This is a genomic window from Streptomyces rubellomurinus (genome assembly GCF_000961885.1).
GTDB classification, from domain to species: domain Bacteria; phylum Actinomycetota; class Actinomycetes; order Streptomycetales; family Streptomycetaceae; genus Kitasatospora; species Kitasatospora rubellomurina.
In genome coordinates this window covers 1-25,140 of sequence record NZ_JZKH01000034.1, presented here as the reverse complement: position 1 = coordinate 25,140, position 25,140 = coordinate 1, and the positions used below count along the sequence as shown (strand labels likewise).

The following is a 25,140-nucleotide window of genomic DNA, read 5'->3' as shown; positions in this document are numbered from 1 at the left end:
TCGCGAGGAACCCATGCCTGACCAGGGCGGCTCCCGGCAGAACGTCACCTTCCCGAGCAACGGCCGCACCGCGCACGGCTACCTGGCCCGCCCGCCGCAGGGCGTCGGCCCCGGCCTGGTGGTGGTCCAGGAGTGGTGGGGCCTCACCTCGCACATCGCGGCGATGGCCGACCGCTTCGCCGCCGAGGGGTTCACCGTCCTCGCCCCCGACCTGTTCGGCGGCGCCACCACCCACGACCGCACCGAGGCGGCCCGCTTCAAGCGCGAACTCCCGGTCGAGCGCGCCGTCGAGGACCTGTCCGGCGCCGTCGACTTCGTGCTCGGGCTGGACGGCGTGGTCGGCGACGCGGTCGGCGCGGTCGGCTTCTGCATGGGCGGCGGCTTCGCCCTGCTGCTGGCCGCCCGCGCCGGCGACAAGGTCGCCGCCGTGGTCCCGTTCTACGGCCTGCCGTCGGACCCGGACTTCGACTACCGCGGCCTGACGGCCCATGTCCTCGGCCACTTCGGCGAGTTGGACGGCTCGATCCCGATGGCCGCGGTCGACGAGGCGGCGATCCGGATCGGCGAGGCCACCGACATCCGCCCCGAGATCCACTTCTACCCGGCCGGGCACGCCTTCATGAACGACGAGAACCTGATCGGCACCCACGACCCGCTGCAGGCCCGGATCGCCTGGCGCCGCACCCTCACCTTCCTCTGGGGCCACCTCGGCTGAAAACCTCGGCCGACACCCTCGACTGGCACCCTCGGCCGAATCCCTCCGCACGGTACGAAAACCGGATGGACACCTGTACGAACTCCCGCCATAGTCACCCGGGTGCCGACCCCCACCGCCCCGCACCCGCGCCGCCTCGCCTGGGCGAGCCGCAACTTCCGCATCCAGACCGCCGCCACCGTGGTCAGCGGCCTCGGCAACGCCGGCGCCCCCATCGCCACCGCCTTCGCCGTCCTGAACAGCGGCGCAGGCACCACCGAGGTCGGCTACGTCACCGCCGCCCGGCTGCTGCCCACCGTGCTGTTCCTGGTGGTCGGCGGCACCCTCGCCGACCGGCTGCCGCGCCACCGGGTCATGGTCGCCGCCAACGTGTTCAGCGGCCTGTCCCAAGCCGTCCTGGCCGCCCTCGTGCTGGCCGGCGACGTCCGGCTCTGGCAGCTGCTGCTGCTCTCCGCCGCCGGCGGCGCCGGGTACGCGCTCTACTCCCCCGCCGCCGGCGGCATGATCATGCAGGCCGTCCCCGAGGAGCACGCCGCCCGCGCCTTCTCGGTCTTCCGGATGGGCCAGAACGCCTCCCAGATCGGCGGCGCCGCGCTCGGCGGCGCCCTCACCGCCGCGGTCGGCCCCGGCTGGGTGCTCGCCCTGGACGCCCTCTGCTTCCTGGTCGCCGCCGCCCTGCGCTTCCTCCTGGAGCCCGAGTCCGCCCCGGCCCCCTCCGGCGGCAGCATGCTGCGCGATCTGCGGGACGGCTGGCGGGAGTTCTCCTCCCGCCGCTGGCTCTGGGTGATCGTGCTGCAGTTCGCCGTCGTGGTCGCCTGCGTCAACGCGGTCGAGGCGGTCTACGGGCCCGCGGTGGCCAAGGACCGGCTCGGCGGCGCCGGCGCCTGGGGCCTGGCCATGTCCGCCTACGGCGTCGGCCTGGTCGTCACCGGGCTGCTGATGGTGCGCTGGCGCCCCCGCCGCATCCTGCTGGTCGGCAACTGGGGCGTGTTCCTGTTCGGCGCGCCCGCCCTGGCCCTGGCCGTCGCCGCGCCGCTGCCGCTGCTGGTCGCCGCGATGTTCCTCTCCGGCGTCGGCGTCACCGTCTTCGGCGTCAACTGGATGGTCGCACTGCGGCAGGAGATCCCCGAGGAGGCGTTCTCCCGGGTCTCCGCGTACGACGAGCTCGGCTCCTACTCGCTCGCGCCGATCGGCACCGCCCTGGCCGGCCCGGCCGCCGCCGGTCTCGGCCTGTCCGGCGCGCTCTGGGCCTGCGCCGTGCTGTGCCTGCTGCTCAGCGCCGCCGTCCTGGTCGACCCGCAGGTGCGCCGGCTCGCCCGCCGGAGCACCGAGGACGCACCGGAGGCCGTCCGGGAGTCCGCGCCCACGCCGTGAGCCCCCGTGCGCCCCGCGTGCGCCCGCCGGAAAGCAACCATGAGTGGTTCCGGTTCGTCCGACCGAGGAGGAACACCATTTCACCTGGGGGGCGCCACCAGTGCCGAAGCCACTGCTCTTCCTGGACGTCGACGGCGTCCTCAACCCGGTCTGCCCGCATCCGGACGCCGGGTTCGACACCCACACCCTGCTCGGCTACACCGTCCTGCTCTCCGCCCGGCACGGCCGCTGGCTGCGCGAACTCGCCGGCCGCTACGAACTCGTGTGGGCCACCACCTGGGAGGAGCACGCCAACACCCACATCGCCCCGGCGATCGGCCTCGACCCGCTCCCGGTGGTCCGCTTCACCGGCTACGTCCCGCAGCCGGGCGACCCGCGCGTCCCGCTGATGGAGCTGTTCTCCGCCGCCAAGTGGGCCCCGTTACTGCGCTACGCCGCCGGGCGCCCGTTCGCCTGGGTGGACGACGTCATCCCGAGCCGGCTGATCCGCAACTCGCTGTGGCGCCGCGACCGCCTGCTGCTGCCGATCGACCCCGGCCAGGGCCTGGAGCGCCGCCACGTCGACCGGCTGCTCGAACGCCCGCCGCGCGCGCAGCCGCTCCCGCTCAGGGGGTCGGCAGCCAGCTGACGTGCCCGGCCAGCAGCGCGTACCCGACGAAGGCCACCGTGTCGATCAGCGCGTGCGCCGCCACCAGCGGCATCACCCGCCCCCAGCGCCGGTACAGCAGGCAGAACACGGCGCCCATCACCATGTTGCCGACCAGCCCGCCGACCCCCTGGTACAGGTGGTACGAGCCGCGCAGCACGGAGCTGGCCGCCAGCGCCGCCGGCCAGGACCACCCCCGCTGCGCCAGCCGGCGCAGCAGGTAGCCCAGGACGACGACCTCCTCCAGGATCGCGTTCTGCCAGGCCGACAGCACCAGCACCGGCACCCGCCACCACACGTCCGGCAGCCCCGAGGGCGCCACCGTCAGGTTGTAGCCGGCCGCCTGCGAGGCCAGGTACAGCGCCAGCCCGGAGCCGCCGATCGCCGCCGCGACGGCCGCGCCCCGGCCGAGGTCGCGCAGCTTCTGCCCGAGGTCGAAGCCCAGCACCCGCAGGGTGGTGCCCTCGCGCACCAGCAGGTAGCCGACCAGCACCACCGGCATCAGCCCGCGCCCGATGGCGTAGAGCTGCCACACCAGGTCCAGCCAGGGCCGCCCGGGCGCCCGCGAGCCGTTCAGCGTGGCGACCTGCTGACCGAGCTTGATCGGCTCGGTCAGCGAGCCGGCGAAGCTGATCAGCGCGCTGATCCCGCTGGCGCCGAGCGAGAGCCCGAGCACGATCAGCAGCTCCGCGCCGAGCAGCCGGCGGGTGGGCGTCGCGGTCTCCGGCTCGCTCGGGGCGGTGGTCACGGGGGCTCCAGACAGGCGGTCGTTCCCGCGACCGACCGGCCGCGGGAACGATCATCCTGGCACAGCCGCGAGGCTAGCCCACCGGCCAGGTGTGCACCGGCTCGCCGCCGCGCATCAGCTCGGCGTAGCGCCGGGTCATCGCGGCGAGCGCGGCCGGCCGGTCCATCCCGTACCGCTCGCGCAGCCGGTGGAAGGTCGCGCTCTGCCAGGCCGCGCCGTTGGTGCGGCGCAGGCAGCGCTGCTCGATGATCCCCAGGTAGCGGTCCCGGTCGGCGGGCTCGACGCCCCACTCGTCCAGGCCCTGGTGGGCCATCGGCAGCAGCTCGTCCAGCACCAGGTCGACGGCGGGCACCGTCTGCAGCCCGCCGCGGCCGCCCCGGCCGGAGCGCGGCCAGTGGAGCACCGCGTCGATGCCGTAGCGCGCGCCCTGCCGGAAGTTCTCGTCCGCCCGCTCGAACGGCAGCCGGGTCCACACCGGCCGGGGCTGCGAGGCGAGCACCCGGACGAGCCCGTAGTAGAAGGCGGCGTTGGCCAGCGTGTCGGCCACCGTGGGCCCGGCGGGCAGCGCCCGGTTCTCCACCCGCAGGTGGGCGACCCCGCCGGCCACGTCGTAGACCGGCCGGTTCCAGCGGTAGATGGTGCCGTTGTGCAGCCGCATCTCGGCGAGCCTGGGCGCGGCGCCGGAGGCCAGCGCCTTCAGCGGGTCCTCGTCGTCGCAGATCGGCAGCAGCGCCGGGAAGTACCGCAGGTTCTCCTCGAACAGGTCGTACGCCGAGTCCACCCAGCGCTCGCCGAACCAGGTGATCGGGCGCACGCCCTGCGCCTTGAGCTCCGCCGAACGGGTGTCACAGGCCTGCTGGAACAGCACCGGCCGGGTCTCCCGCCACAGCTCCCGCCCGAACAGGAAGGGCGAGTTGGCGCCGACCGCGAGCTGCGCGCCGCAGATCGCCTGGGCCGCGTTCCACACCGAGGAGAACCGCTGCGGCGTCACCTGCAGGTGCAGTTGCAGCGAGGTCGCGGCCGCCTCGGCGACCATGGTGATCGACTCCAGCTGCAGGTGCTCGACGCCCTCGATGTCGAGCGCGATGTCCTCGCCCCGGGCGGCCAGGATCTGGTCGCTGAGCAGGCTGTAGCGCTGGTTGCCGCTCATCGCGTCCAGACCGGTGTGGGCGTGCTCCAGGGTCGGCAGGATCCCCACCATGACGATCCGGGCGCCGGCCTCGGCGGCCTGCCGGTCGGCGTAGCGCAGCCCGGTGTCGATCTCCTCGCGCAGTTCGTCGAAGACGTGCCCGCACAACCGGTGCGGAGCGATGTTCACCTCGATGTTGAAGCGGCCCAGCTCGGTCTGGAAGTCGCTGGAGCCGATCGCGCTCAGCACCTGCGCGTTGCTCATCACCGGCAGGCCCTGGTCGTCGGCCAGGTTGAGCTCGATCTCCAGGCCCATCACCGCCCGCGGCCGGTCGAAGCGGTTCTCGTCGAGCATCCGCCCGAGCGCGTCCTGGCACGCCTGCAGCTTGCGTCGGTACAGCTGCCGGTCCGCCAGTTCCGCACGCGTGGCCACGACCTTCTCGCCCACGGTCCCCTCCTCCAGAGCCACCGGCCGTCGAATCGTGCCAGCATCATGCCCACCCCGAAGATCGATACCCGAATGCTTGTACTGGCTTGCAATGCAAGGAATCTGACGGCCATTCACCAAATCAATCGACTTGCCCGACGCCACCGCCTGTGATAAACAGGTCACCCTGCGCACCTGTTCGATGGAATTCGCACTGCGCTCCGGCCGGTCGGTTCCCGCCTCGCGTCCTCGGCGACGGCGGCGACCGCGCCGGCACCGCGATCATGCACAACCGGACACGGCCAGTCCCGTCAGCGCTGACGCACCGCGCCACGCCGGTATGCCGCACTCGCACGCCGATCTCGCACGGAGGGCGGACCCCGCCATGACTCTGCAGACCCCCCAGCCCCCACCGAGTGCCCTGCGCGCGGTCCTGGGCGCGCTCGACTCGCAGACCGCGCTGCGCCAGCCGGCTGCCGCAGCGCTGCTCCATCCGACCGGACCGCTGCTGCCCGCCCATCCCCTCGCCGTCCACGTCCTGGACGGCCCGCGCGCCGAGCTGTCCGCCGCCCGCCGGACGGGCTGGCGCTTCCTCATCAAGGACGGCCCCGAGGTGGCTGCCGCCGCCGAGGTGGTGCAGAGCGCCGAGGGCCACACCTTCTCCCACTTCACCGCCGGCCCCTACCTCGACTCGACGGTCCGGGCGCTGCGCCAGGCCTGGCAGCTCGCCCAGGGCTCCCGGGCCCAGCGCCAGCCCCGGCTGCTCACCTTCCCCGGCCAGTACGCGACGGCCCTGTGGCTGCACAGCCCCGAGGCCGACCCGTCCGCCGACCTGCTGATCCCCCTGGCCCCCGCCCCGCTCGGCGTCACCGCCCACCGCGCCCAGCCGGCGGCCGAGCTGCTGCCGCTGCTCGCCCGGGCGCCACTGGCCCGGCCGCTGCTGCTCGGCTCCTCCTGAACCCGCCACCTCCGTAGGGCCGCCGGGCGCCACCGCCCGGCGGCCCTGTGTCGCGCCCGCGGCTCCCCGCCCCCACCACCCGAACAGCAGCCGAACGGCACCCACCCGGACGGGCCATTGCGCATGGCCCCGGCGGGCCATCAGCCGACTGGCCCACTGGTGCGCGATTTCCGGCCCGGCCCACCTGAACGGGTGATCTCTACCCGGGAGTTGTGGCGCATGTCACGAAATCCCTGCGCGCGCGTCCGCAGATGCCGACACTGGGAACCAGCGTGGAAGGACCCCTGTCCTACCCACTTGAGCGCTGGTCCACACCTGGCCGGCGCACGGACAGAATCCGGCCACCGCGGCGGTTCCCGACGCTCGTTCGTCGGCGGCCGCACCACGGGGAGGATCGCAGAGCGAAGCGAGGGTACGCGTATGTGCCAGCACCGTCCTGAGTGCCCATCGGCCGAGTCGGAGGACCGCGAGGCGGCCGTGCCGTTGGCCTGCCACCCGGAGCAGGGCTGGAGCCTGCTCTGCAACGGCGTCGTCCTGTTCGAGGACACCGGAGAGCTGCTGCCGGACGGCCGGGTGATCGCCCCGCGCCGCCCGGTCGCCCACGCGGCCTGACCGCGCCGGCGGGGGCAGCCGCCAGGAGCAAGGGGGAACGGGCAGGGCCCCGGCGAGGGATCTCGCCGGGGCCCTGCCGCGTCACCGCGCCGATCAGCCCGTCTGCCGATCGGACGGTCTGCCGATCAGACGCCGTACTCGTCCAGCGGCGGGCAGGAGCAGACCAGGTTGCGGTCGCCGTACGCGCCGTCGATCCGGCTCACCGGCGGCCAGTACTTGTCCGCCGGGTTCACGCCCGCCGGGAAGACGGCCTCCTGCCGCGCGTAGCCGTGCGCCCAGTCGCCGGCCAGCGAGGCGGCGGTGTGCGGGGCGTTGCGCAGCGGGTTGTCCTCGGCGGCCCACTCGCCCGAGCCGACCTTGTCGATCTCGCCGCGGATCGCGATCATCGCCTCGCAGAAGCGGTCGATCTCGTGCAGGTCCTCGGACTCGGTCGGCTCGATCATCAGCGTGCCGGCCACCGGGAAGGACATCGTCGGCGCGTGGAAGCCGTAGTCGATCAGGCGCTTGGCGATGTCGTCCACCGTCACGCCCGTCTCCTTGGTCAGCGGGCGCAGGTCGATGATGCACTCGTGCGCGACCAGCCCGCCGGGGCCGGTGTAGAGCACCGGGAAGTGCGGGGCGAGGCGCTTGGCGATGTAGTTGGCGTTCAGCACGGCGACCTGGGTCGCGTGCTTCAGGCCCTCGCCGCCCATCAGCCGGACGTACGCCCAGGAGATCGGCAGGATCGCCGCCGAGCCCCACGGCGCGGCCGAGATCGGGCCGACGCCGGTGGCCGGGCCGGCCTCCTCCTGCAGCGGGTGGTTCGGCAGGTACGGCGCCAGGTGGGCGCGCACCGCGACCGGGCCGACGCCCGGGCCGCCGCCGCCGTGCGGGATGCAGAAGGTCTTGTGCAGGTTCAGGTGCGAGACGTCCGCGCCGAACTTGCCCGGCTTGGCGAGGCCGACCAGGGCGTTCAGGTTGGCGCCGTCCACGTACACCTGGCCGCCGGCCTCGTGCACCAGGCCGCAGATCTCGGTGATCTGGGTCTCGTACACGCCGTGGGTCGACGGGTAGGTGACCATCAGCACGGCGAGGTTGTCGCGGTGCTGCTCGATCTTGGCCTTCAGGTCGTCGACGTCCACGTCGCCGTCGACCAGGGTCTTGACCACGACCACGCGCATGCCGGCCATCACCGCGGAGGCGGCGTTGGTGCCGTGCGCCGAGGAGGGGATCAGGCAGACGTCGCGCTGGGTGTCGCCGTTGGCGTGGTGGTAGGCGCGGACGGCCAGCAGGCCGGCCAGCTCGCCCTGGGAGCCGGCGTTCGGCTGGATCGAGACGGCGTCGTAGCCGGTGACCTCGACCAGCTGCTGCTCCAGCTGGCGGATCAGGGTCAGGTAGCCCTGGGCCTGGTCGATCGGCGCGAAGGGGTGCAGCTGGCCGAACTCGGGCCAGGTGACCGCCTCCATCTCGGTGGTCGCGTTGAGCTTCATGGTGCAGGAGCCCAGCGGGATCATGCCGCGGTCCAGCGCGTAGTCCCGGTCCGACAGGCGGCGCAGGTAGCGCAGCATGGCGGTCTCCGAGCGGTGGCTGTGGAAGACCGGGTGGGTCAGGTACTCGTCCTCGCGCAGCAGGGCGGCGGGCAGCGCGTCGGCGCTCTCGGCGACCTCGACGGCCGGGACGCCGAACGCGGCCCAGACGCCGGCCAGGTGCTCGCGGGTGGTGGTCTCGTCGGTGGAGACCGAGATCCGGTCGGCGCCGTCCTGGTACACGTTGATGCCCCGGGCGCGGGCGGCCTCGGCGATCTCGGCGGCGCGGCCCGGCACCACGGCGGTGACGGTGTCGAAGAACTCGCCGTGCAGCAGCTCGACACCGCCGGCCCGCAGGCCCTCGGCGAGGGCGGCGGCGTAGCGGTGGGTGCGGCGGGCGATGTCGGCCAGGCCGTCCGGGCCGTGGTAGACGGCGTACATCGAGGCCATCACGGCGAGCAGCACCTGGGCGGTGCAGATGTTGCTGGTGGCCTTCTCGCGGCGGATGTGCTGCTCGCGGGTCTGCAGCGCCAGGCGGTAGGCGCGGTTGCCGTCGGCGTCCACGGACACGCCGACCAGGCGGCCGGGCAGCGAGCGGGCGTACTCGGCGCGCACCGACAGGTAGCCGGCGTGCGGGCCGCCGAAGCCCATCGGCACGCCGAAGCGCTGCGAGGTGCCGCAGGCGATGTCGGCGCCGAGCTCGCCCGGCGACTTGAGCAGGGTGAGGGCCAGCAGGTCGGCGGCGACGGCGACGATCGCGCCCAGGCCGTGCGCCTGCGCTATCACCGGGGCGAGGTCGCGGACCACGCCGGTGGCGCCCGGGTACTGCAGCAGCACGCCGAAGACGCCGCGCTCGGCGATCTCGGCCGGGATGCCCTCGGACAGGTCGGCGACGACGACCTCGACGCCGGTCGGCACCGCGCGGGTGTTGATCACCGCGACGGTCTGCGGCAGGGTCTCGGCGTCCACCAGGAAGACGCCGCCCTTGACCTTGGTGACGCGGCGGGCGAGCGCCATCGCCTCGGCGGCCGCGGTGCCCTCGTCCAGCAGCGAGGAGCCGGAGGTGGGCAGGCCGGTCAGGTCGGAGACCACGGTCTGGAAGTTGAGCAGGGCCTCCAGGCGGCCCTGCGAGATCTCCGGCTGGTACGGCGTGTAGGCGGTGTACCAGGCCGGGTTCTCCATGACGTTGCGCAGGATCACCGGCGGGGTGAAGGTGCCGTAGTAGCCCAGGCCGATCATCGGCTGGAGCACCCGGTTGCGGCCGGCCAGCTCGCGCAGCTCGGCCAGCACCTCGGCCTCGGTGCGCCCGGCGGGCAGGTCCAGGCCGGTGATGGAGCGGATCGCCTCGGGAACGGCGGTGGCGGCGAGTTCGTCCAGCGAGCCGTAGCCCACGGACGCCAGCATCTTCTCCTGCGCCGCGGCGTCGGGGCCGATGTGGCGGTTCTCGAAGGGGCTGGCCAGCTCAAGCTCGGTGAGGGTCGAGGCGCCGGTGGGGCGTCCCGCGTTCGGCTGGGCGTTCATGGTGGTCGAGGCCTCCTGGTCACGGACCGGCGGGGGGTCCGCACCCCGGCCGGCCTCCACCGCTGCGGACAGCGGAAGGGCCGCGGGCGGACGGACCCGACAGGCCTCCCCCTCTGTCATCGGGACCTGAGAGCTTCGCCCGCACGTCGCGCCGTGGCGCTCCGTCGGCTTGCACCGTCGGTGAGGGTGGTGGTCGTCGGCTCCCGCGCCGGCGCTCCTGCCCTGCTTTCCAGAGTGACCTATCCCGCACGGTACTGATGCCTGAGAGATTCCGGGGAGGAGTTGCTCCTTCGGCGCCCCTACCAGCGGTTTTCACTGACGGGGACTCTCCCGCGCGGGCTCGGCGGTCGGGGCCCAGGGTACCAGCGGGAGGCCTCCCGATCACGGGTGTGTCAGGTCACTCGGGGTCTACGCGCGTGGCATGCGCGGGCCCCCGGACGGCCCAGCGCGCAGCCCGTCCGGACGCACCCCGGTCGCGCCCGTCCGATAGATGCCTTTTGGTGTGAAGTGGCGGACGGGCGGGGAGCTCCGGCCGCCGTACCTGCGGGGATTCCGCAGGCGCAGCGCACTGGAGGAAAGAGTGCAGACCGACATCGACCCCCGGGACCTCATCGGCCACAAGGCGGTCGACCGCAACGGAGACAAGATCGGCACGGTCGACGAGGTGTACCTGGACGACGCCACCGGCCAGCCCGAGTGGGCCGCCGTCCGGACCGGCATCTTCGGCCGGGACGCCTTCGTCCCGCTCACCACCAGCGAGTTCTCCGGCGAGGAGCTCCGGGTCCCGTACGACAAGTCGCTGGTCAAGGAGTCGCCGGACTTCGGCGTCGGCCAGCACCTGTCACCGGCCCAGGAGCTCCAGCTCTACCGCTACTACGGCCTGGACACCGCCGCGGACGGCCGCCCGGCGGCCGCCGAGCCGGTCCGGACGGCCCAGCCCGACCTCGACTTCGGCACCACCACGGCGGCGGCCGCGGCCACCCGGCCGCTCGCCTTCCACGCCGTCGAACCCCACACTCCCGACTCCCACGCTCCCGACCCCCACGTTCCCGAACCTGCCGCGCCCGTCGCGACCACGACCACCCCCTCGACCGCCAGCACCGCCCCGGAGGCCACCGTGCGGACCCTCAGCACCCCCGCGCCCGCCGCCACCGCCGTGGCGACCACCACCACCGCCGCCCCGGCGGTCGAGCCCAAGCCGCAGTCCGTGGCCAACGGCTCCGCTCCCGCCACCGCGCCCGCCACCGCGCCCGAGCGCCCGGCCGGGGCGGCCACCTCCGCACCCAGCGGCCCGGTGGAGATCACCTGCCGCGAGGAGCGGCTGGACATCACCACCGAGTGGCACGCGGTCGGCACCGCGAAGCTGCGCAAGTACGTGACCAGCGAGCAGATCGAGCGCCGCGTGCCGGTGGTCCGCGAGCGCGTCCGGGTGGAGCGGATGCCGGTGAGCGAGGCCGAGCGCGCCTCGCTGACGGAGAAGGAGATCGCCGAGGCCGTCGAGGAGGTCACCCTGCGCGAGGAGCGCCCGGTGGTCCGCAAGTACCTCGCCCCGATCGAGCGGGTCCGCCTGGTGGTCGAGCGCTACACCGCGGAGGAGGTGGTCCGGGAGGAGCTGCGCCGCGAGCAGGTCGAGGTGCACGACGACACCCCGGCGGCGCCCGCCGAGACGCCCCGCCCGGCGGCGATGAGGCCGCTCTCCTGAGCACCGACCGGCGCTGACCAGCGCCGACACCCCTGCAACGAAGGGCCCCGGACGTCCGTCCGGGGCCCTTCGCCGTGCCCGCGCGGACCGCCCGGCCCTCCCTCTTTGCCAAAGCTTAACCACTCGATATTTGACACTCTGAAGTATCTACAGCATCGTTACTTCAGTTCATTCACTATGTACGGGAGGAAGCAACCGTGAGTGAGGCACCCCAGCCCACCATCGCGGCCGAGAAGCAGAGCAGCGCCCGGGTCCTGCCGGCCCTCATCCTGGCGATGCTGTCGTTCAGCGTGGTGCAGACCGCAGTCGTCCCGATCCTGCCCTCGCTGGCCAAGGAACTGAACGTCTCGGCCTCCAACATCACCTGGCTGATGACCGCCAACCTGCTCTCCGCCGCTGTGCTGACTCCCCTCCTGGGCCGCTTCGGCGACCTGCGGGGCCGTAAGCCCATGCTGCTGATCTCGCTGATCGGCCTGGTCGCCGGCTCGGCGCTGGCGGTCGGCACCCACTCCTTCACCTGGCTGGTCGTCGCCCGCGTCCTGCAGGGCGCCGGCGGTGGCGTGATGCCGCTGGCGATCAGCATCGTCCGCGACGAGCTGCCCAAGCAGAAGGTCACCGGCGGCGTCGCCGCCATCAGCGCCTCGATGGGCGTCGGCTCCGGCCTCGGCCTGGTCGCCACCGGCCTCCTGCTGGAGCACTGGAACTACAAGTCGATCTTCTGGATGGGCCTGCTCTTCGGCCTGCTCGCGGTCGCCCTGGTCATGTTCCGCGTCCCGTCCGACCCGGTCACCGACAAGGAGGGCGGCGCCGACCCGCTCGGCGCGCTCACCCTGGCCGGCTGGCTCTCCGCCCTGCTGGTCGCGGTCAGCCAGGGCAACCACTGGGGCTGGACGTCCACCAAGACCCTCGGCCTGTTCGCCGTCGCCGCCGTGGTCGCCCTCGTCTGGGGGATCATCGAGACCAAGGTCGCGCACCCGCTGGTCGACATGAAGATGATGTCCCGCCCGGCCGTCGCCTTCACCAACCTCGCCGGCCTGCTGATCGGCTTCGGCATGTACGGCTCGTTCATGGTCATCAGCAACTTCGCCCAGGCGCCCGCGGTGATCACCCACTACGGCTTCACCGCCACCGTCCTGCACGCCGGCATCATGCTGCTGCCGTCCGCGATCGGCTCGATGGTCGCCGCCCCGCTCGGCGCCCTGCTGATCGCCCGCCGCGGCCCGCGCCTGCCGCTCGTCGCCGGCGGCGTGCTCGGCGCCGTCTCGATGGCCTACCTGGCCCTGCGGCACAGCGCCGAGGGCGACATCTACACCGCCTCGGCGATCTTCGGCCTCGGCATCGGCCTCGCCTTCTCCGCGATGCCCGCCTACATCAACGGCGCCGTCCCGGTCGAGCAGAGCGGCATCGCCAACGGCATGAACTCCGTGCTGCGCACCGTCGGCGGCGCCATCGGCACCGCCGTGATGGCCGCCATCCTCACCGGCGACACCATGAAGCTGCCGCCGCAGATCCCGCTGTCGCTGCCCACCCTGGACGCCTTCAAGAACTCGTTCTGGACCGCCGCCGTGGTCTGCGTCATCGCCGGCGTCGTCCCGTTCCTGATCCGCAGCGTCAAGCCGGCCACCGTCGTCGCCGGCACCGCGCAGCGCGAGCCCAGCGACACGCTGGTCAAGACCGACGCCTGACCAGGGCGTCCAGCCGCCGCGCTCAGGGACAGGGCGCGGCGGCCCGGCCCGCGGACCGTCGTGAGGGCATCACGACCGCCCGAGGGCCGGCACGGTGAACGCGGCCCCGCCCGGTACTCCCCCACCGGGCGGGGCCGCTTCGCGTCGTCTCACTCCCCCGCGTCCTCGCCCGCGCCGTCCGCCCCCTCCGGCCGCCGCAGCGGCAGCGGCCGGGCCGCCTCCAGCGCCGGATCGTCCACCGCGAAGGTCCGCACCCGCCCCGGCCCGCTCCACGGCGTCTCGAACCGCACGGTGACCCGGCCGACACCACTGCCCTGCACCCACCCCGGCCCGAACTCGTCGTGCCGGACGTCCTGCCCGGGCAGCCAGCGCCGCACCACGACGGCCTCCGGCTCCCGCACCGCCTCCTCGGCCCCGGGCGCCTCCGGCTGCTCCGCCGCCTCCTCCCGCAGCGCCTGGGCGAACAGGTCCTCCTGGGTGTAGTCGGCGAGCTGCGCCACCCCGACGCCGAGCAACCGCACCCCGCCGGTGATGTCCACCTGCTCGGCCAGCCGCCGCGCCGTCGCGATGACCACGGCCTCGTCGTCGGTCGGGCCGCCCAGCGTCTCGGAGCGGGTCAGCGTCGAGAAGTCGAAGCGCCGCACCTTGAGCACCACCGTCCGCCCCGAGCGCCCGGCCGCCCGCAGCCGCCGCACGCACCGCGCGGCCAGCGCCTCCACCTCGCGCAGCACCCGCTCCCGGTCGGCCAGGTCCACCTCGTAGGTGTCCTCCACCGACACCGACTTGGCGTCCTGGTCCGCCACCACCGGCCGCTCGTCCAGCCCTATCGCCATCTGGTGGATCCCGGCGCCGTGCGCCCGCCCGAGCAGCGCGACCAGCTCCGCCTCCCCCGCCTCCGCCAGGTCCGCGACCACGGTCAGCCCGGCCCGCCGCAGCACCTGCTCGGTGGCCGGCCCGATCCCGGGCAGCGCCCGGACCGGCATCGGCCCGAGCACGGCCCGCTCCTGCCCGGGCTCGATCAGCACCAGCCCGTCCGGCTTGGCCCGCTCGGAGGCGATCTTCGCCATCAGCTTGGAGCCCGCCGCGCCCACCGAGCCGGTCAGCCCGGTGAGCCGGTGGATGTCCGCCCGCAGGTCCTCCCCCAGGGCCAGCACCAGCCGCTCGCCGGTCGCGTGGTCGGCCTCCGCCAGCGCCGGCCCGTACGGACCGGCCGCCAGGTCGACGAAGGCCTCGTCCAGGCTCAACGGCTGCACCAGCGGCGACAGTTCGCGCAGCAGCCCCATCACGATCTCGCTGTTCTGCCGGTACGCCTCGAACCGGCCGGCCAGGAACGCCGCGTTGGGGCACAGCCGGCGCGCCTGCGCCATCGGCATCGCCGAGTGCACCCCGAACCGGCGCGCCTCGTACGAGGCCGTGGCCACCACCCCGCGCCCGCCCAGCCCGCCCACGACCACCGGCTTGCCGCGCAGGCTCGGCTTGGCCGCCTGCTCCACCGCCGCGAAGAAGGCGTCCATGTCGAGGTGGATGATGCTCGGCAGAGACCGCACCCGTTGATCATCGCGCACGGGTACGACAACGCCGGCGAACCGGGCCCGCCGCAGTCGGCGCTACCGCCCCGCGGCCTCCGCCAGTGCCTTCGGGATGCCGTCCTCGCCGGGCCCGAGGAACACCGGGTCGGGCTTCACCAGCGCGTTGAACGCCGCCTTCCCGGCCCCGGCCACCTCCCGCAGCCCGCCGAACAGCCAGGTCCCGTCGTGCAGCTCCGGCACCCCCACCGCGTACGACCGGATGCCGGCCGCCTCGCACAGCGCCAGCGCCCGGCGGACGTGGAAGTCCTGGCTCACCAGCACCGCCCGGTCCACCCCGAAGATCCGGTGCGCCCGGGTGCAGGAGTTCCAGGTGTCGAACCCCGCGTAGTCCCGCACCACCCGCGTCCCCGGCACCCCGTGCTCGGTCAGGTAGCGGTACATCGCGTCCGGCTCGTCGTACTCGGTCCGCCCGTTGTCTCCGGTCACCAGGATGGCCTGCACCTTCCCCTCCCGGTACAGGTCCAGCGCGGCCACCAGCCGGTGCTCCAGGTACGGCGAGGGCCTGCCCTGGTCCAGCCCGGCGCCGAACACCACCGCCACCGGCGCGGACGGCGCGCTCTCCACGGTGCCGACCCGGTCCCCGGCCGCGAACCACAACCAGGCGCTCGGCGCCAGCGCCAGCGAACAGAGCACCGTCACCAGCTGGAAGACCCTGCGCTGCGCGCGCCGCTGCCGCAGCCGGATCCGCAGCAGCCCGGCCCTGCGCCGCAGCAGGCCCGCCATCGCCGTACCGCCCCCCACGAGCCCTCCCTCGATCGCTCCGCCGCAAGCCACGACGAGGCCGTGGGCCCGGACGGTTCCCCGCCCGGGCCCACGGCCTCGTGATGAGTGCTCAGACCGCCCGGTTGCGCCGCTGGGCGAGTTCGTCCGCCGGGTCGTTGCGGACCAGCGTCTCGCCGGTGTCGGTCCGCTCCGCGTGCAGCCGCCCGAGGACCAGCTCCAGCTCCTGCCAGACCGCCCCGACCGCGATGCCGAACACCCCCTGACCGCCCTTCAGCAGATCGACCACCTGCTGCGGCGTGGTGCACTCGTAGACCGTCGCCCCGTCGCACATCAGCGTCAGCCCCGCCAGGTCGGCCTGCTCGGCGGCCTGCAGATGGGCGACGGCCACCCGGATGTTCTGCAACGAGACGCCCGCGTCGAGCAGTCGCTTGACGATCTTCAGCAGGAGCACGTCGCGGAAGCTGTAGAGCCGCTGGCTGGTCGCCGGGTACGGCGTCCGGACGCTCGGCTCCAGCAGCCCGGTGCGGGCCCAGTAGTCCAGCTGGCGGTACGTGATGCCGGCCGCCGCGCAGGCGGTCGGCCCGCGGAATCCGAGCAGTTCGGAGGTCGGCGCCAGCTGCTCGATGGCGGGCTGGCCCGCCTGTACGGCGGGGAACCTGCCCAGCCGGGGCAGGTCGGTCACGGTGCTTGCGGTGCGCGGGAGGTGCACGGCGCACAGGCCTCCCACGACCGCGTCATCGCCGGTGCTGCTCATACCTACCTCCGTCCACGTGTGCTGCGGGCAACCCGACTGCGGGCATCGGCCACCCGGACAGCCACTCCTGACGGTAGGCAGTCCCCTATGACCCGTCAACGATCGCCACGCCGGGCCAGACAAACCACGTCACTCAGGAGAGTGGTTTTTCGTGCCCCTAGTGTGGGTAGGTGGACGGCTTTTGGCAAAACGGCCAGCACCACGGCCGCCCGGGCCCGCCCGTCCTCCTGCGGACCCCTCCTGCGGACCTGCTACTGGGGGCCGCTCCCGCCGAAGTCCTCCGGCGACACCTGGTCGAGGAACTCGCGGAACTTCTCCACCTCGTCCTCCTGCTCGTCCGGGATCGCGATGCCCGCCTCGGCGAGCACCTCCTCGCTCCCGTAGATCGGCGTACCGGTCCGCAGCGCCAGCGCTATCGCGTCGGACGGCCGGGCGCTCACCTCGACCCCGCCGGAGAACACCAGCTCGGCGTAGAACACGCCCTCCCGCAGGTCGGTGATCCGCACCTCGGTGAGCTGCTGGCCGAGCGCCTCCAGGACGTCCTTGAAGAGGTCGTGCGTCAGCGGGCGCACCGGCGTCATGCCCTGCTGGGCGAAGGCGATCGCGGTCGCCTCGCCGGGACCGATCCAGATCGGCAGGTACCGATCTCCCCCGACCTCCCGCAGCAGCACGATCGGCTGGCTGGAAGGCATCTCCACTCGGACACCCACGACGTCGAGCTCATTCACACAGGCAACCCTATGGCTCCGACCCCGGATATGAAAGCGCAGAACCGACGCCGCTGGTCAGCGCGCCGCACCGATCGCCCGCCGCTACCCGTGGGTGCGCAGTCCGGCCTGGACCATCGCCGCGTGCAACCGCACCGACAGGGTGGCCAGCTCCCGCGCGGTGGCCTCCGCGTGCGCCCTGGTCTGCGGGTTCCGGTGCCGGCGCAGCGGCGCCACCACCTGCTCGACCAGCGCGATCTCGCGGTCCGCCGCCGCCTTCATGGCCCGCAGGTGCCGCGGCTCCAGCCCGTACCGGCCGAGCTCCGCGACCAGCCGGGCCACCTGCAGCGCCTCGCCGTCGTAGCCGCCGTCCGGTCCGGGCGCGAGCAGCCCGTATGCCTCCCACTCCGCCAGGTCCCGTTCCCCCGCCCCGGCCGCGGCCAGCAGCTCGGCGCGCCCGAGCCGGACCCCGGCCGAGGCGTCGGCCGAGGCGACCAGTTCGCGGTCCGCCTCCTCCAGCGGCCCGGGCCGGGCGTCGGCGGCGGAGGGCAGCGCGGGCGGGCTCTCCCCGCGCTCGATCGCGTCCAGGTGCTCGCGGATCACCCGCAGCGGCAGGTAGTGGTCACGCTGCATCCGCAGCACGTACGCCAGCCGCTCGACGTCGGCCGGGCTGAACTTGCGGTACCCCGAGGGCGTGCGCTGCGGCTCGACCAGCCCCTCCGCCTCCAGGAAGCGGATCTTGGAGATGGTGACCTCGGGGAAGTCGTCACGCAGGAAGGCCAGCACCGCGCCGATGCTCAGCAGCTCGTCCGCACCGCGCCGCCGCCCGCCCGCCCGCTCCGGGCGGACCGGCTGCCTGGGGCCCGCGACCACCCCGCGCCCGCCCCGGTCCGCCTGCGGACCGGACGAGGACGCAGGGTTGGCCGCCCCGAGAGAAGAGGAAGGGGTATTCGTATTCACTCGGGCTCCTGCCGACGTTGGTTTCAGTACCCCCGGTTGTGGCCGGCGAAGAACACCAGCCGGTACTTCCCGATCTGGACCTCGTCGCCGTTGTTCAGCGGCACCTCGTCGATCCGCTCCCGGTTCACGTAGGTGCCGTTGAGGCTGCCCACGTCCGCGACGCTGAAGCCGGACGGCGTGCGGCGGAACTCCACGTGGCGGCGCGAGACCGTGAAGTCGTCCAGGAAGATGTCGCCCTGCGGGTGGCGGCCCGCCGTGGTGACGTCCGAGTCCAGCAGGAAGCGGCTGCCCGAGTTCGGGCCGCGCTGCACGATCAGCAGCGCGGAGCCCGGCGGCAGGGCGTCGATCGCCGACAGCACCTCGGCCGACAGGGCCGGCGTGGAGCCGGTGCCGGTCGTGGTGGTGGGGTCGTAGGACTCCAGGCCGGAGATCGAGATGGTCGAGGTGGTCTCCGCCGCCCCCTCGGGCAGCAGCCCGCCGCGCAGCGCGGTGCCGCAGTTGGAACAGAAGCGGGCCGCGGCCGGGTTCTGGTTGCCGCACCTGGGGCACGGAGTGGGGCCAGCCATGTTCACAGCCTCCTGGCGCGGCACACCCGACGGGTTGTGCCCGGCGTACGGGTCCGGAGCGAACCCTCCACCAGAGGTTGAGGGTGCTGACGGGAAACCTATGCGCGGGTCGCCGGAGGGGTCAACCGACGCGCCGTGGCCCGCCGGATTCCCCGCGTACTGGGCGGCGCCGCCGTCCCGGAACAGCTGCTGACCCGCGTACGGCGCGGCCTCGGGGGCCGGGCGCATGCCCGGCACGGCGGGCTCGTCCTCGGGTCGGCGGTGCCGCGCGGTGGGCGCCTCGACGGCGGCCGCGTCACGGCTCTTGTTGCGACCGAACAACTTCGAGAAGAAACTCACGGGCGAATCCCCTTGCGTGTGACAGACCCGCCCGCGGGGCAGGGTGAGAACCTCGGACAGGCTGTGGGCCCGGTTGCGGCCGGGGCCTGCTGGAGTGGTACTCCGACGGTTGGTGCTGCGGTTGGTGCTCCGGCGCGTCCCGGTACTCCGATGAGTACCGGCACGAACCAGTCTCGCCCACGCGACGGCGGCGCCCCGCACCGGGTGCCGCCCGCACGTGACGGGCCGTTGACCAGGCGCCTCGTCACTTCGAGGCCGGCTTGGCGTACTGCGGCGTCTTCAGGTCCACCACGGCGTCCACGACCACCTTCTGCTGCTGGGTGATCGTCGCCCGCGCCTGGTGGCTCTCCAGGGTACGGACCACGCCCCCCGGGATGTTCAGCGCGGGCACCAGGTCCTGCGGGTTCCCGACGACGGTGAACCGGTAGGGCGCCGAGGCCTTCTTGCCGTCGATCTGCACCCCGCCGCCCGAGAGGTCGGTGAAGTAGGTGTTGACCACCACGCGCACGTCGTTGATCTGAATCGCCTCCGCCCCCGCCGCTCGGAGTTCCTGCAGGGTGTCCAGCAGCATATCTGCCTTCACCAGCCCTTGGGGGTCGTCGACCGTCAGTACGATGCCCGGACCGGTGGCCTTCACGGTGCCGGCGAGCACGCCGAGTTCCGTCGCCTTCTTCCTGGTCTGCTCCTGGGCCTCCTTGGCCTGGTTGGAGCTGTTCTCCAGCTTCGCCAGGGACTGCTCCAGTTCCGCCTTCTCCTGCTGCAGACGCTGCTGACGGCTGTCCAGTTCGTCGAGGATGCGGACCAGGTCCTCCTGACGGGCGCCGCGCAGCTGGCTGTGGTGGTCGTTGGTGGACCGCACCTGGATCGCCAGCGCCAGGCCCAGCGAGAACAGCAGCAGGGCCACCACCAGCTGCCCGCGCGACAGCCGCGGCGGCCAGAGCGCCGCCTTCAGGCGCCGCCGCCCGGCGTTCCCGTCCACGGGCGCGGGCTCGGGCTCGGGCTCGGGCTCGGGCTCAGGTGCAGCTTCGGGCGCGCGATCGGGTGCCGACGCCTCGTCGGGTCCCGCCTCGTGCTCGGCCCCGGCCGCCGGCTCGGACACCACGGGCTCCGGCTCCGCCTCGGGCGCCCGCGCCGGCGCGGCGTCGGACTCCGCCGACTCCTCCGGCCCGTCCGCGCCCTCCGCCGCCGTCTCGACGGCCTCCTCGGCCGACGTGTCCGCAGGGGCCGACTCCGCCTCGGCCGGCTCCGCCGCCACCTGCTCGGCAGCGGCCTCCGCGGGCTTCCGGGCCGCCTTCACCGCGCGCTCCTCGGCCGCCGGAACGGCGTCCGGCTCCTTCTCCTTCTCGTCCGCCACCGGGCGGCCCGTCTCAGGCACGGAAGACATGGCGCCGGATCGCTGCCGCGTTGGAGAAGATGCGGATGCCGAGGACGACGACCACACCGGTGGACAGCTGCGAGCCGACGCCCAGCTGGTCGCCGAGGAACACGATCAGTGCCGCGACCACCACGTTCGACAGGAACGAGACGACGAACACCTTGTCGTTGAAGATCCCGTCCAGCATCGCCCGGACGGCACCGAACACGGCGTCCAGCGCCGCCACCACCGCGATCGGCAGGTACGGCACCACGGCGTCCGGCACCTCGGGCTGGACGAAGAGTCCGACGACCACCCCGATCACGAGACCCAGTACGGCAATCACGGTCTAGCTGCTCCTGTCCCTGCGGAGGACGGCCCGGTCGAGGCCGTCGTGGGCGAGTGGGCGGACGTGGTCTTCGCGGCCCCGCTGGGCGTGCGCCGCCCGGAACCCGAGCCGCCGCCCGCGCTCGCGGACGGTGAGACGGACGCACTCGGGCTGATCGGGGTTCCCGGGGTCGCGGTCGACGCCTCGGTCGGGGTCGCCGTGGGGGCCGCGGTGGATGTGGGTGTGGGCGTCGGTTCGGGCGTGGCCGGCTGCGCGGTCCGCAGCGTCACCCCGACCGCCGCCGGCAGCGTCAGGCTCTTCTGCACGGAGAGCGTCGACTTGATGCCGTACTTCTCCTGGAGCAGCCGCAGGTACGACCCGGCCATCTCCCCCTCGAAGGCGTCCAGGACCTTCGGTCCGTCCCCGATCGCCAGGACGGTGTACGGCGGCACGAGTGGCCGGTTGTCCACCAGCACCGCCTCGCCCGCGGCGCGGATCGCGGAGAGCGCGGTCAGCCGCTGGCCGTTGATCGAGACGGCCTCGGCACCGGCGCCCCAGAGGCCGTTCACCACCAGCTGCAGGTCACGGTCGCGCAGTCGCCCGCTGTTGGAGAAGCCCTGCCCGGCCCGCGGGTCGACGTTGCCGCCGAGGCCGGTCCCCGCCGCGTCCTCCAGGACCAGCTTCACGCCCGGGCCGGTCACCTCCCCCAGGCCCACCGCGCCGGCCAGGCCGGCCGCGTCGCCGCCCCCGGAGGGGAGCGCCTGCTGCTGGGTGTCGTCGACCTTGCGGCGCAGGTCCTGGACCTGCTTCTGGAGGCGGTCGGCCGAGCCATTGCTGTCGTTGATCCGGTGGATCAGCGCGTCGCGCTCCTTGGCCAGCGTCGGCTCGGCCTTGCGCGCGTTCACCGCGCCGACCGTCACCACCGCGCCGACCAGCGCCAGCCCGGCACCGAGCGTCAGCAGGCCCCGGGCCGTCCTGGGTATCCGGCTGTCGCGGGCCCCGCCGCGCGCGGCGGCCGCCTCGGCGTAGCCCTCGTCCAGACCGTGGTCCATCACGTTGGTCAGCAGGGACATCGAGGCGTCCGGACGGTTGTACCGTCCGTTCGGAGCACTCGGTGTCGGCGTCGCTGGCATGCCGACCATCGTCCCACGTCGGCACGGTCGCCCACGCACGGCCCCTGAGCTGCGGACACGACGGAAAGTGACGGATCGCTCCGAATGAGGTGAAACCGGACAGCGGGGCGCGCGGACCGTACCGCGCGCCCCGCCGGTCGGGGCCGTTCATGCGCCTTCGGTGGAACTTCAGTGGATCTTCGGTGGGCCGTGCGCGCCGCCCGGAGGCGCCGGCGTACGGCCGCCGGCCCTCACCGCCCGGCGCCGTCGACCACCGCCGCCCACTCGTCCAGCAGCGCCTCGGTGGCCTCGTCGTCCGGCCCCTCCGCCCACAGGTGGGTGACCGCCTCGGCCGGGTCCGGCAGCACCAGCGTCCAGCGCCCGTCCGCCTCCACCACCCGGACCCCGTCCGTGGTGTCCAGCTGCCGGCTGCCGGCCGCCTCCACCACCGAGCGCATCACCATGCCCTTGGCCGCCCACGGCGTCGCGATGTCCCGGCGCCGGATGTGCGCCTGCGGGATGCGCGCGTCGATCTGGCTCAGCGTGAGCTGGGTCCGCGCCACCAGTCCGACCAGCCGCACGAAGGCCGCGGCGCCGTCCAGCACCCCGCTGAACTCGGGCACCACGAAGCCGCCGCGCCCGTCCCCGCCGAACACCGTCCCCTCGGCCGACGCCGCCTTCGCCAGGTCGTCCGGCGTCGTCGTGGTCCAGATGACCTGGGTGCCGTGGTACGCGGCGACCTGCTCGGCGATCCGGGTCGTGGTCACCGGCAGCGCCACCTGCCCGCTGCGCCGCTCGGCCGCCACCAGGTCCAGCAGGACCAGCAGCGCCCGGTCGTCGTCGATCACCCGGCCCAGCTCGTCGACGAACGCGACCCGCTCACCGACCGGGTCGAACCGCACCCCGAAGGCCGCCCGGGACGACGCGACCAGCTCGCCGAGCCTGGCCAGCCCGGCCCGGCGCGTCTCCGCGTCCTCGGTCGGCCGCGCCTCGTCCAGCCCGCTGGAGACGGTCAGCGCCTCCACCCCGAGCCGGCCGAGGATGCTCGGCAGGACGAGCCCGGCGCTGCCGTGCGCGGTGTCCACCACCACCTTCAGCCCGGCCTCCCGGACCCCGGAGGTGTCCACCGTCCGCAGCAGGTTCCCGGCGTAGGAGTCGAAGACGCTGGACGGGAAGGTCAGGTCCCCGATCTCGCCGGGGAAGGCCCGCCGGAACTCCTGGCGCGCGTAGACGCGGTCCAGCTTGCGCTGCCCGGCCTGCGAGAGGTCCGCGCCGCGCTCGTCGAAGAACAGGATGTCCAGCGAGTCCGGCACCCCGGGCGTGGTCCGCAGGAAGATGCCGCCCGCGCTCCCCCGCGCCGTGTGCTGCCGGGCCACCGGCATCGGCACGTTCTCCAGGTCACGGACGTCGATCGCCGAGGTCTGCAGGCCCGAGATCATCGCCCGTTTGAGTGCACGGGCACCACGCGAGTGGTCACGCGCGATGGTGACGGTCGCCCCCTTCTTGAGCGTCGTCGCGTAGGCCCCGGCCAGCCGCACGGCCAGCTCCGGGGTGATCTCCACGTTCAGGATCCCCGAGACGCCGCGCACGCCGAACAGGTGCTCCTGCCCGCGCGACTCCCAGATCACCGAGGTGTTCACCACGGCGCCGGCCTCGATGGTCTTGAACGGGTAGACCCGGACGTTCGCCGCGATGATCGACTCCTCGCCGACCAGGCACTCGTCCCCGATCACCGCGCCGTCCTCGATCCGCGCGGCCCGCATCACGTCCGTGTTCTTGCCGACGACGCAACCGCGCAGGTTGCTCTGCGGGCCCACGTACACGTTGTCGTGCACGACGGCCTTGTGCAGGAAGGCACCGCGCTTGACGACCACGTTGCTGCCCAGCACGGTGTGCTCGCGGATCTCCACGCCGGCCTCGACCTTGGCGTAGTCCCCGATGTACAGCGGCCCGCGCAGCACGGCCTCCGGATCCACCTCGGCGCCCTCGGCCACCCAGACGCCCGGCGAGATCTCGAAGCCGTCGAGCTCGACGTCGACCTTGCCCTCCAGGACGTCCGCCTGGGCCTTCCCGTAGCTCTCGTGGGTGCCCACATCCTCCCAGTAGCCCTCGGCGACGTAGCCGTAGACCCGCTTGCCCTCCTTCATCAGCTGGGGGAAGACGTCGCTCGACCAGTCGACGGACTCACCCGCCGCGACGTAGTCGAAGACCTCGGGCTCCATCACGTAGATACCGGTGTTCACCGTGTCCGAGAAGACCTGCCCCCAGGTCGGCTTCTCCAGGAAGCGCTCGACCTTCCCGTCCTCGTCGGTGATCGTGATGCCGAACTCCAGTGGATTCGGCACCCGGGTGAGGCAGACGGTGACCAGTGCGTTCTTACGGCGGTGAAACTCGATCAGTTCGGTGAGGTCGAAATCGGTAAGCGCGTCGCCGGAGATCACCAGGAAGGAATCGTCCTTCAACGCGTCCTCGGCGTTCTTGACACTCCCCGCAGTGCCGAGTGGTGTCTCCTCGTGGGCATAGGTGAGGTGCATGCCCAGGTCCTCACCATCGCCGAAGTAGTTCTTGACCAGCGACGCCAGGAACTGGACGGTCACGACGGTGTCGGAGAGACCGTGCCGTTTCAGCAATCGGAGCACGTGCTCCATGATCGGCCTATTCGCGACCGGAAGCAGTGGCTTCGGCATGCTGGAGGTCATCGGGCGGAGTCGGGTGCCCTCGCCCCCTGCCATGACTACGGCTTTCATTACGGGTGCGTCCTCCTTCGCGGTGGTGGACCTGCAGGTCCATCAAACCGTTCCAGAGGGTTCTCTACCCGGAAGGTATCGTCCGACGCACCGGCCCGGCGTGGGACTTCTCTCAGATCACGTCTCAGACCGTGGACGCCGAGCCCGCGGTGCTCGCCCGGACGATCTGCCGCGCCTGAACCGCGTAGAGAATCGCGGCCCACCAGTACAGGGTCGTCCCCCACCAGATGAACGCCCAGCTCACCACCTCGGCCGGCCGCGCGATCCAGCTGTCCAACTGGCCGAGCAGGAGAAGCGGGAACGCGTACATCAGGTTGAAGGTCGCGGCCTTGCCCAGAAAGCTCACCTGCAGCGGGCCGTAACCGTGCCGGTTGAGAATCGGCAGCAGGACGGTGATGAAAGCGTCCCGGGCCACCAGAATCGCCGTCACCCACCACGGCAGAATCCCGCGCCAGGTCAATCCGATGAGCGTGGAGAAGATGTAGAGCCGGTCCGCCAGCGGATCGAGCAGCTGCCCCACCCGGCTGATCTGCCCCCACCGCCGGGCCAGTTTTCCGTCCAGGTAGTCGCTGACGCCGCTCAGCATCAGGATCAGCAGGGCCCAACCGTCGTTGTTCGGGCCGTCGAAGACCGGCCAGAGAATGAGCCAGAGGAAGATCGGAACGCCGACCAGCCGGCCCATGCTGAGCACGTTGGGGATGGTGAGGACGCGATCGGTCTGGACCCGCGTCTCCTGGACCTCCACCCGGGGGCCTCCTGAACCGTATGACGACAATGCACGTTGAACTTGACCTTACAACAGAAAAGCCCCCGTCCGGTTCACCCGGCGGGGGCTTCTCTCGAAGAATTGTTCGGCGGCGTCCTACTCTCCCACAGGGTCCCCCCTGCAGTACCATCGGCGCTGTGAGGCTTAGCTTCCGGGTTCGGAATGTAACCGGGC

The 25,140-nt window shown here is 72.8% G+C and carries 21 protein-coding genes, 1 rRNA gene, 1 pseudogene and 1 riboswitch; of the genes and pseudogenes, 8 read left to right on the top strand and 15 right to left on the bottom strand.

Going from position 1 to position 25,140, the window contains the following annotated elements; translation table 11 throughout:
• The first annotated feature begins 13 nt into the window (after window positions 1-13).
• The 3 genes from VM95_RS18010 (at window position 14) to VM95_RS18000 (ending at window position 2,717) form a co-directional block, all read left to right on the top strand.
• The gene (locus VM95_RS18010; protein ID WP_045697954.1) at window positions 14-715 is read left to right on the top strand and encodes a dienelactone hydrolase family protein; all 702 of its coding nucleotides are present in this window, start codon (window positions 14-16) and stop codon (window positions 713-715) included.
• Window positions 716-817: 102 nt separating this feature from the next.
• The gene (locus tag VM95_RS18005; protein WP_045697952.1) at window positions 818-2,089 is read left to right on the top strand and encodes an MFS transporter; all 1,272 of its coding nucleotides are present in this window, start codon (window positions 818-820) and stop codon (window positions 2,087-2,089) included.
• Between the two features lie 100 nt (window positions 2,090-2,189).
• Complete coding sequence (locus VM95_RS18000; RefSeq protein WP_052706309.1) at window positions 2,190-2,717, top strand: HAD domain-containing protein; 528 nt, start codon at window positions 2,190-2,192, stop codon at window positions 2,715-2,717.
• On the opposite strand, the gene VM95_RS17995 is transcribed toward VM95_RS18000, so the two are convergent.
• Window positions 2,695-3,483 (bottom strand): CPBP family intramembrane glutamic endopeptidase, encoded by a 789-nt coding sequence (locus tag VM95_RS17995; RefSeq protein WP_045697947.1) that lies wholly within the window; start codon window positions 3,481-3,483, stop codon window positions 2,695-2,697. The genes VM95_RS18000 and VM95_RS17995 overlap by 23 nt on opposite strands.
• A gap of 73 nt (window positions 3,484-3,556) precedes the next feature.
• On the bottom strand, window positions 3,557-5,059 hold the full coding sequence (locus VM95_RS17990) for a glutamate-cysteine ligase family protein (protein ID WP_045697945.1): 1,503 nt from the start codon (window positions 5,057-5,059) through the stop codon (window positions 3,557-3,559).
• A gap of 364 nt (window positions 5,060-5,423) precedes the next feature.
• Here VM95_RS17990 and VM95_RS17985 point away from each other — a divergent pair, with 364 nt between their 5' ends.
• Window positions 5,424-5,996 carry a hypothetical protein gene (locus tag VM95_RS17985; RefSeq protein WP_045697943.1) on the top strand — a complete coding sequence of 191 codons (573 nt, stop codon included), beginning with the start codon at window positions 5,424-5,426 and terminating at the stop codon, window positions 5,994-5,996.
• A 420-nt stretch (window positions 5,997-6,416) separates the two neighbouring features.
• Window positions 6,417-6,608, top strand: a complete 192-nt coding sequence (locus VM95_RS17980) for a DUF5999 family protein (protein ID WP_045697941.1) — start codon at window positions 6,417-6,419, stop codon at window positions 6,606-6,608.
• Window positions 6,609-6,733: 125 nt separating this feature from the next.
• Here the strand turns inward: VM95_RS17980 and gcvP are convergent, their stop codons facing one another.
• A complete protein-coding gene (gene gcvP / locus VM95_RS17975) occupies window positions 6,734-9,634 on the bottom strand; it encodes an aminomethyl-transferring glycine dehydrogenase (protein WP_045697939.1) in 2,901 nt (966 codons plus the stop codon).
• A 239-nt stretch (window positions 9,635-9,873) separates the two neighbouring features.
• Window positions 9,874-9,977: riboswitch (glycine riboswitch) on the bottom strand.
• Window positions 9,978-10,214: 237 nt separating this feature from the next.
• Between gcvP and VM95_RS45505 the strand changes: the two are divergent.
• The 3 genes and pseudogenes from VM95_RS45505 to VM95_RS17965 form a co-directional block, all read left to right on the top strand.
• Window positions 10,215-10,589, top strand: a pseudogene (locus VM95_RS45505) (PRC-barrel domain-containing protein); the annotation flags it as partial.
• A 162-nt stretch (window positions 10,590-10,751) separates the two neighbouring features.
• Entirely contained in the window at window positions 10,752-11,336 is a 585-nt protein-coding gene (locus VM95_RS45500) for a YsnF/AvaK domain-containing protein (RefSeq protein ID WP_341846017.1), read from the top strand.
• Between the two features lie 197 nt (window positions 11,337-11,533).
• Window positions 11,534-13,021: an MFS transporter gene (locus VM95_RS17965; RefSeq protein ID WP_045697937.1), complete on the top strand. Its 1,488-nt coding sequence runs from the start codon at window positions 11,534-11,536 to the stop codon at window positions 13,019-13,021.
• A gap of 149 nt (window positions 13,022-13,170) precedes the next feature.
• On the opposite strand, the gene VM95_RS17960 is transcribed toward VM95_RS17965, so the two are convergent.
• From VM95_RS17960 to rrf, 12 genes are all read right to left on the bottom strand, one after another.
• Entirely contained in the window at window positions 13,171-14,568 is a 1,398-nt protein-coding gene (locus VM95_RS17960; protein WP_045697935.1) for a DNA polymerase IV, read from the bottom strand.
• A 60-nt stretch (window positions 14,569-14,628) separates the two neighbouring features.
• Window positions 14,629-15,333: a SanA/YdcF family protein gene (locus VM95_RS17955; protein ID WP_045697933.1), complete on the bottom strand. Its 705-nt coding sequence runs from the start codon at window positions 15,331-15,333 to the stop codon at window positions 14,629-14,631.
• Between the two features lie 109 nt (window positions 15,334-15,442).
• A complete protein-coding gene (locus VM95_RS17950; protein ID WP_078860073.1) occupies window positions 15,443-16,087 on the bottom strand; it encodes a MerR family transcriptional regulator in 645 nt (214 codons plus the stop codon).
• A 251-nt stretch (window positions 16,088-16,338) separates the two neighbouring features.
• On the bottom strand, window positions 16,339-16,815 hold the full coding sequence (locus VM95_RS17945) for a bifunctional nuclease family protein (RefSeq protein WP_031070646.1): 477 nt from the start codon (window positions 16,813-16,815) through the stop codon (window positions 16,339-16,341).
• Window positions 16,816-16,899: 84 nt separating this feature from the next.
• The gene (ftsR, locus tag VM95_RS17940; RefSeq protein WP_208615479.1) at window positions 16,900-17,595 is read right to left on the bottom strand and encodes a transcriptional regulator FtsR; all 696 of its coding nucleotides are present in this window, start codon (window positions 17,593-17,595) and stop codon (window positions 16,900-16,902) included.
• Window positions 17,596-17,777: 182 nt separating this feature from the next.
• Window positions 17,778-18,659, bottom strand: coding sequence for an FHA domain-containing protein (locus VM95_RS39680; protein ID WP_063773521.1), 882 nt, complete (start codon window positions 18,657-18,659; stop codon window positions 17,778-17,780).
• Between the two features lie 244 nt (window positions 18,660-18,903).
• The gene (locus VM95_RS17930) at window positions 18,904-19,758 is read right to left on the bottom strand and encodes a DUF881 domain-containing protein (RefSeq protein ID WP_045698037.1); all 855 of its coding nucleotides are present in this window, start codon (window positions 19,756-19,758) and stop codon (window positions 18,904-18,906) included.
• Between the two features lie 268 nt (window positions 19,759-20,026).
• Window positions 20,027-20,359, bottom strand: coding sequence for a small basic family protein (locus VM95_RS17925; RefSeq protein WP_045697923.1), 333 nt, complete (start codon window positions 20,357-20,359; stop codon window positions 20,027-20,029).
• Window positions 20,356-21,474 carry a DUF881 domain-containing protein gene (locus tag VM95_RS17920; protein ID WP_341846016.1) on the bottom strand — a complete coding sequence of 373 codons (1,119 nt, stop codon included), beginning with the start codon at window positions 21,472-21,474 and terminating at the stop codon, window positions 20,356-20,358. Before VM95_RS17920 ends, VM95_RS17925 begins: the two co-directional genes overlap by 4 nt.
• A 230-nt stretch (window positions 21,475-21,704) precedes the next feature.
• Window positions 21,705-24,200 (bottom strand): mannose-1-phosphate guanyltransferase, encoded by a 2,496-nt coding sequence (locus VM95_RS17915; protein ID WP_045697918.1) that lies wholly within the window; start codon window positions 24,198-24,200, stop codon window positions 21,705-21,707.
• Between the two features lie 124 nt (window positions 24,201-24,324).
• Window positions 24,325-24,945 carry a cardiolipin synthase ClsA gene (gene clsA / locus VM95_RS17910; protein WP_045697916.1) on the bottom strand — a complete coding sequence of 207 codons (621 nt, stop codon included), beginning with the start codon at window positions 24,943-24,945 and terminating at the stop codon, window positions 24,325-24,327.
• A gap of 104 nt (window positions 24,946-25,049) precedes the next feature.
• Window positions 25,050-25,140: ribosomal RNA gene (rrf, locus tag VM95_RS38910) — 5S ribosomal RNA — on the bottom strand; the annotation flags it as partial.

Excerpts from the sequence above, each read along its gene's own strand:
- VM95_RS17980 (WP_045697941.1), top strand. The coding sequence starts at position 6,417 with ATGTGCCAGCACCGTCCTGAGTGCCCATCGGCCGAGTCGGAGGACCGC.
- VM95_RS17920 (WP_341846016.1), bottom strand. The coding sequence starts at position 21,474 with ATGCCAGCGACGCCGACACCGAGTGCTCCGAACGGACGGTACAACCGT.
- VM95_RS17985 (WP_045697943.1), top strand. The coding sequence starts at position 5,424 with ATGACTCTGCAGACCCCCCAGCCCCCACCGAGTGCCCTGCGCGCGGTC.
- VM95_RS17955 (WP_045697933.1), bottom strand. The coding sequence starts at position 15,333 with ATGGCGGGCCTGCTGCGGCGCAGGGCCGGGCTGCTGCGGATCCGGCTG.
- VM95_RS17950 (WP_078860073.1), bottom strand. The coding sequence starts at position 16,087 with ATGAGCAGCACCGGCGATGACGCGGTCGTGGGAGGCCTGTGCGCCGTG.
- VM95_RS17915 (WP_045697918.1), bottom strand. The coding sequence starts at position 24,200 with ATGAAAGCCGTAGTCATGGCAGGGGGCGAGGGCACCCGACTCCGCCCG.
- VM95_RS18010 (WP_045697954.1), top strand. The coding sequence starts at position 14 with ATGCCTGACCAGGGCGGCTCCCGGCAGAACGTCACCTTCCCGAGCAAC.
- gcvP (WP_045697939.1), bottom strand. The coding sequence starts at position 9,634 with ATGAACGCCCAGCCGAACGCGGGACGCCCCACCGGCGCCTCGACCCTC.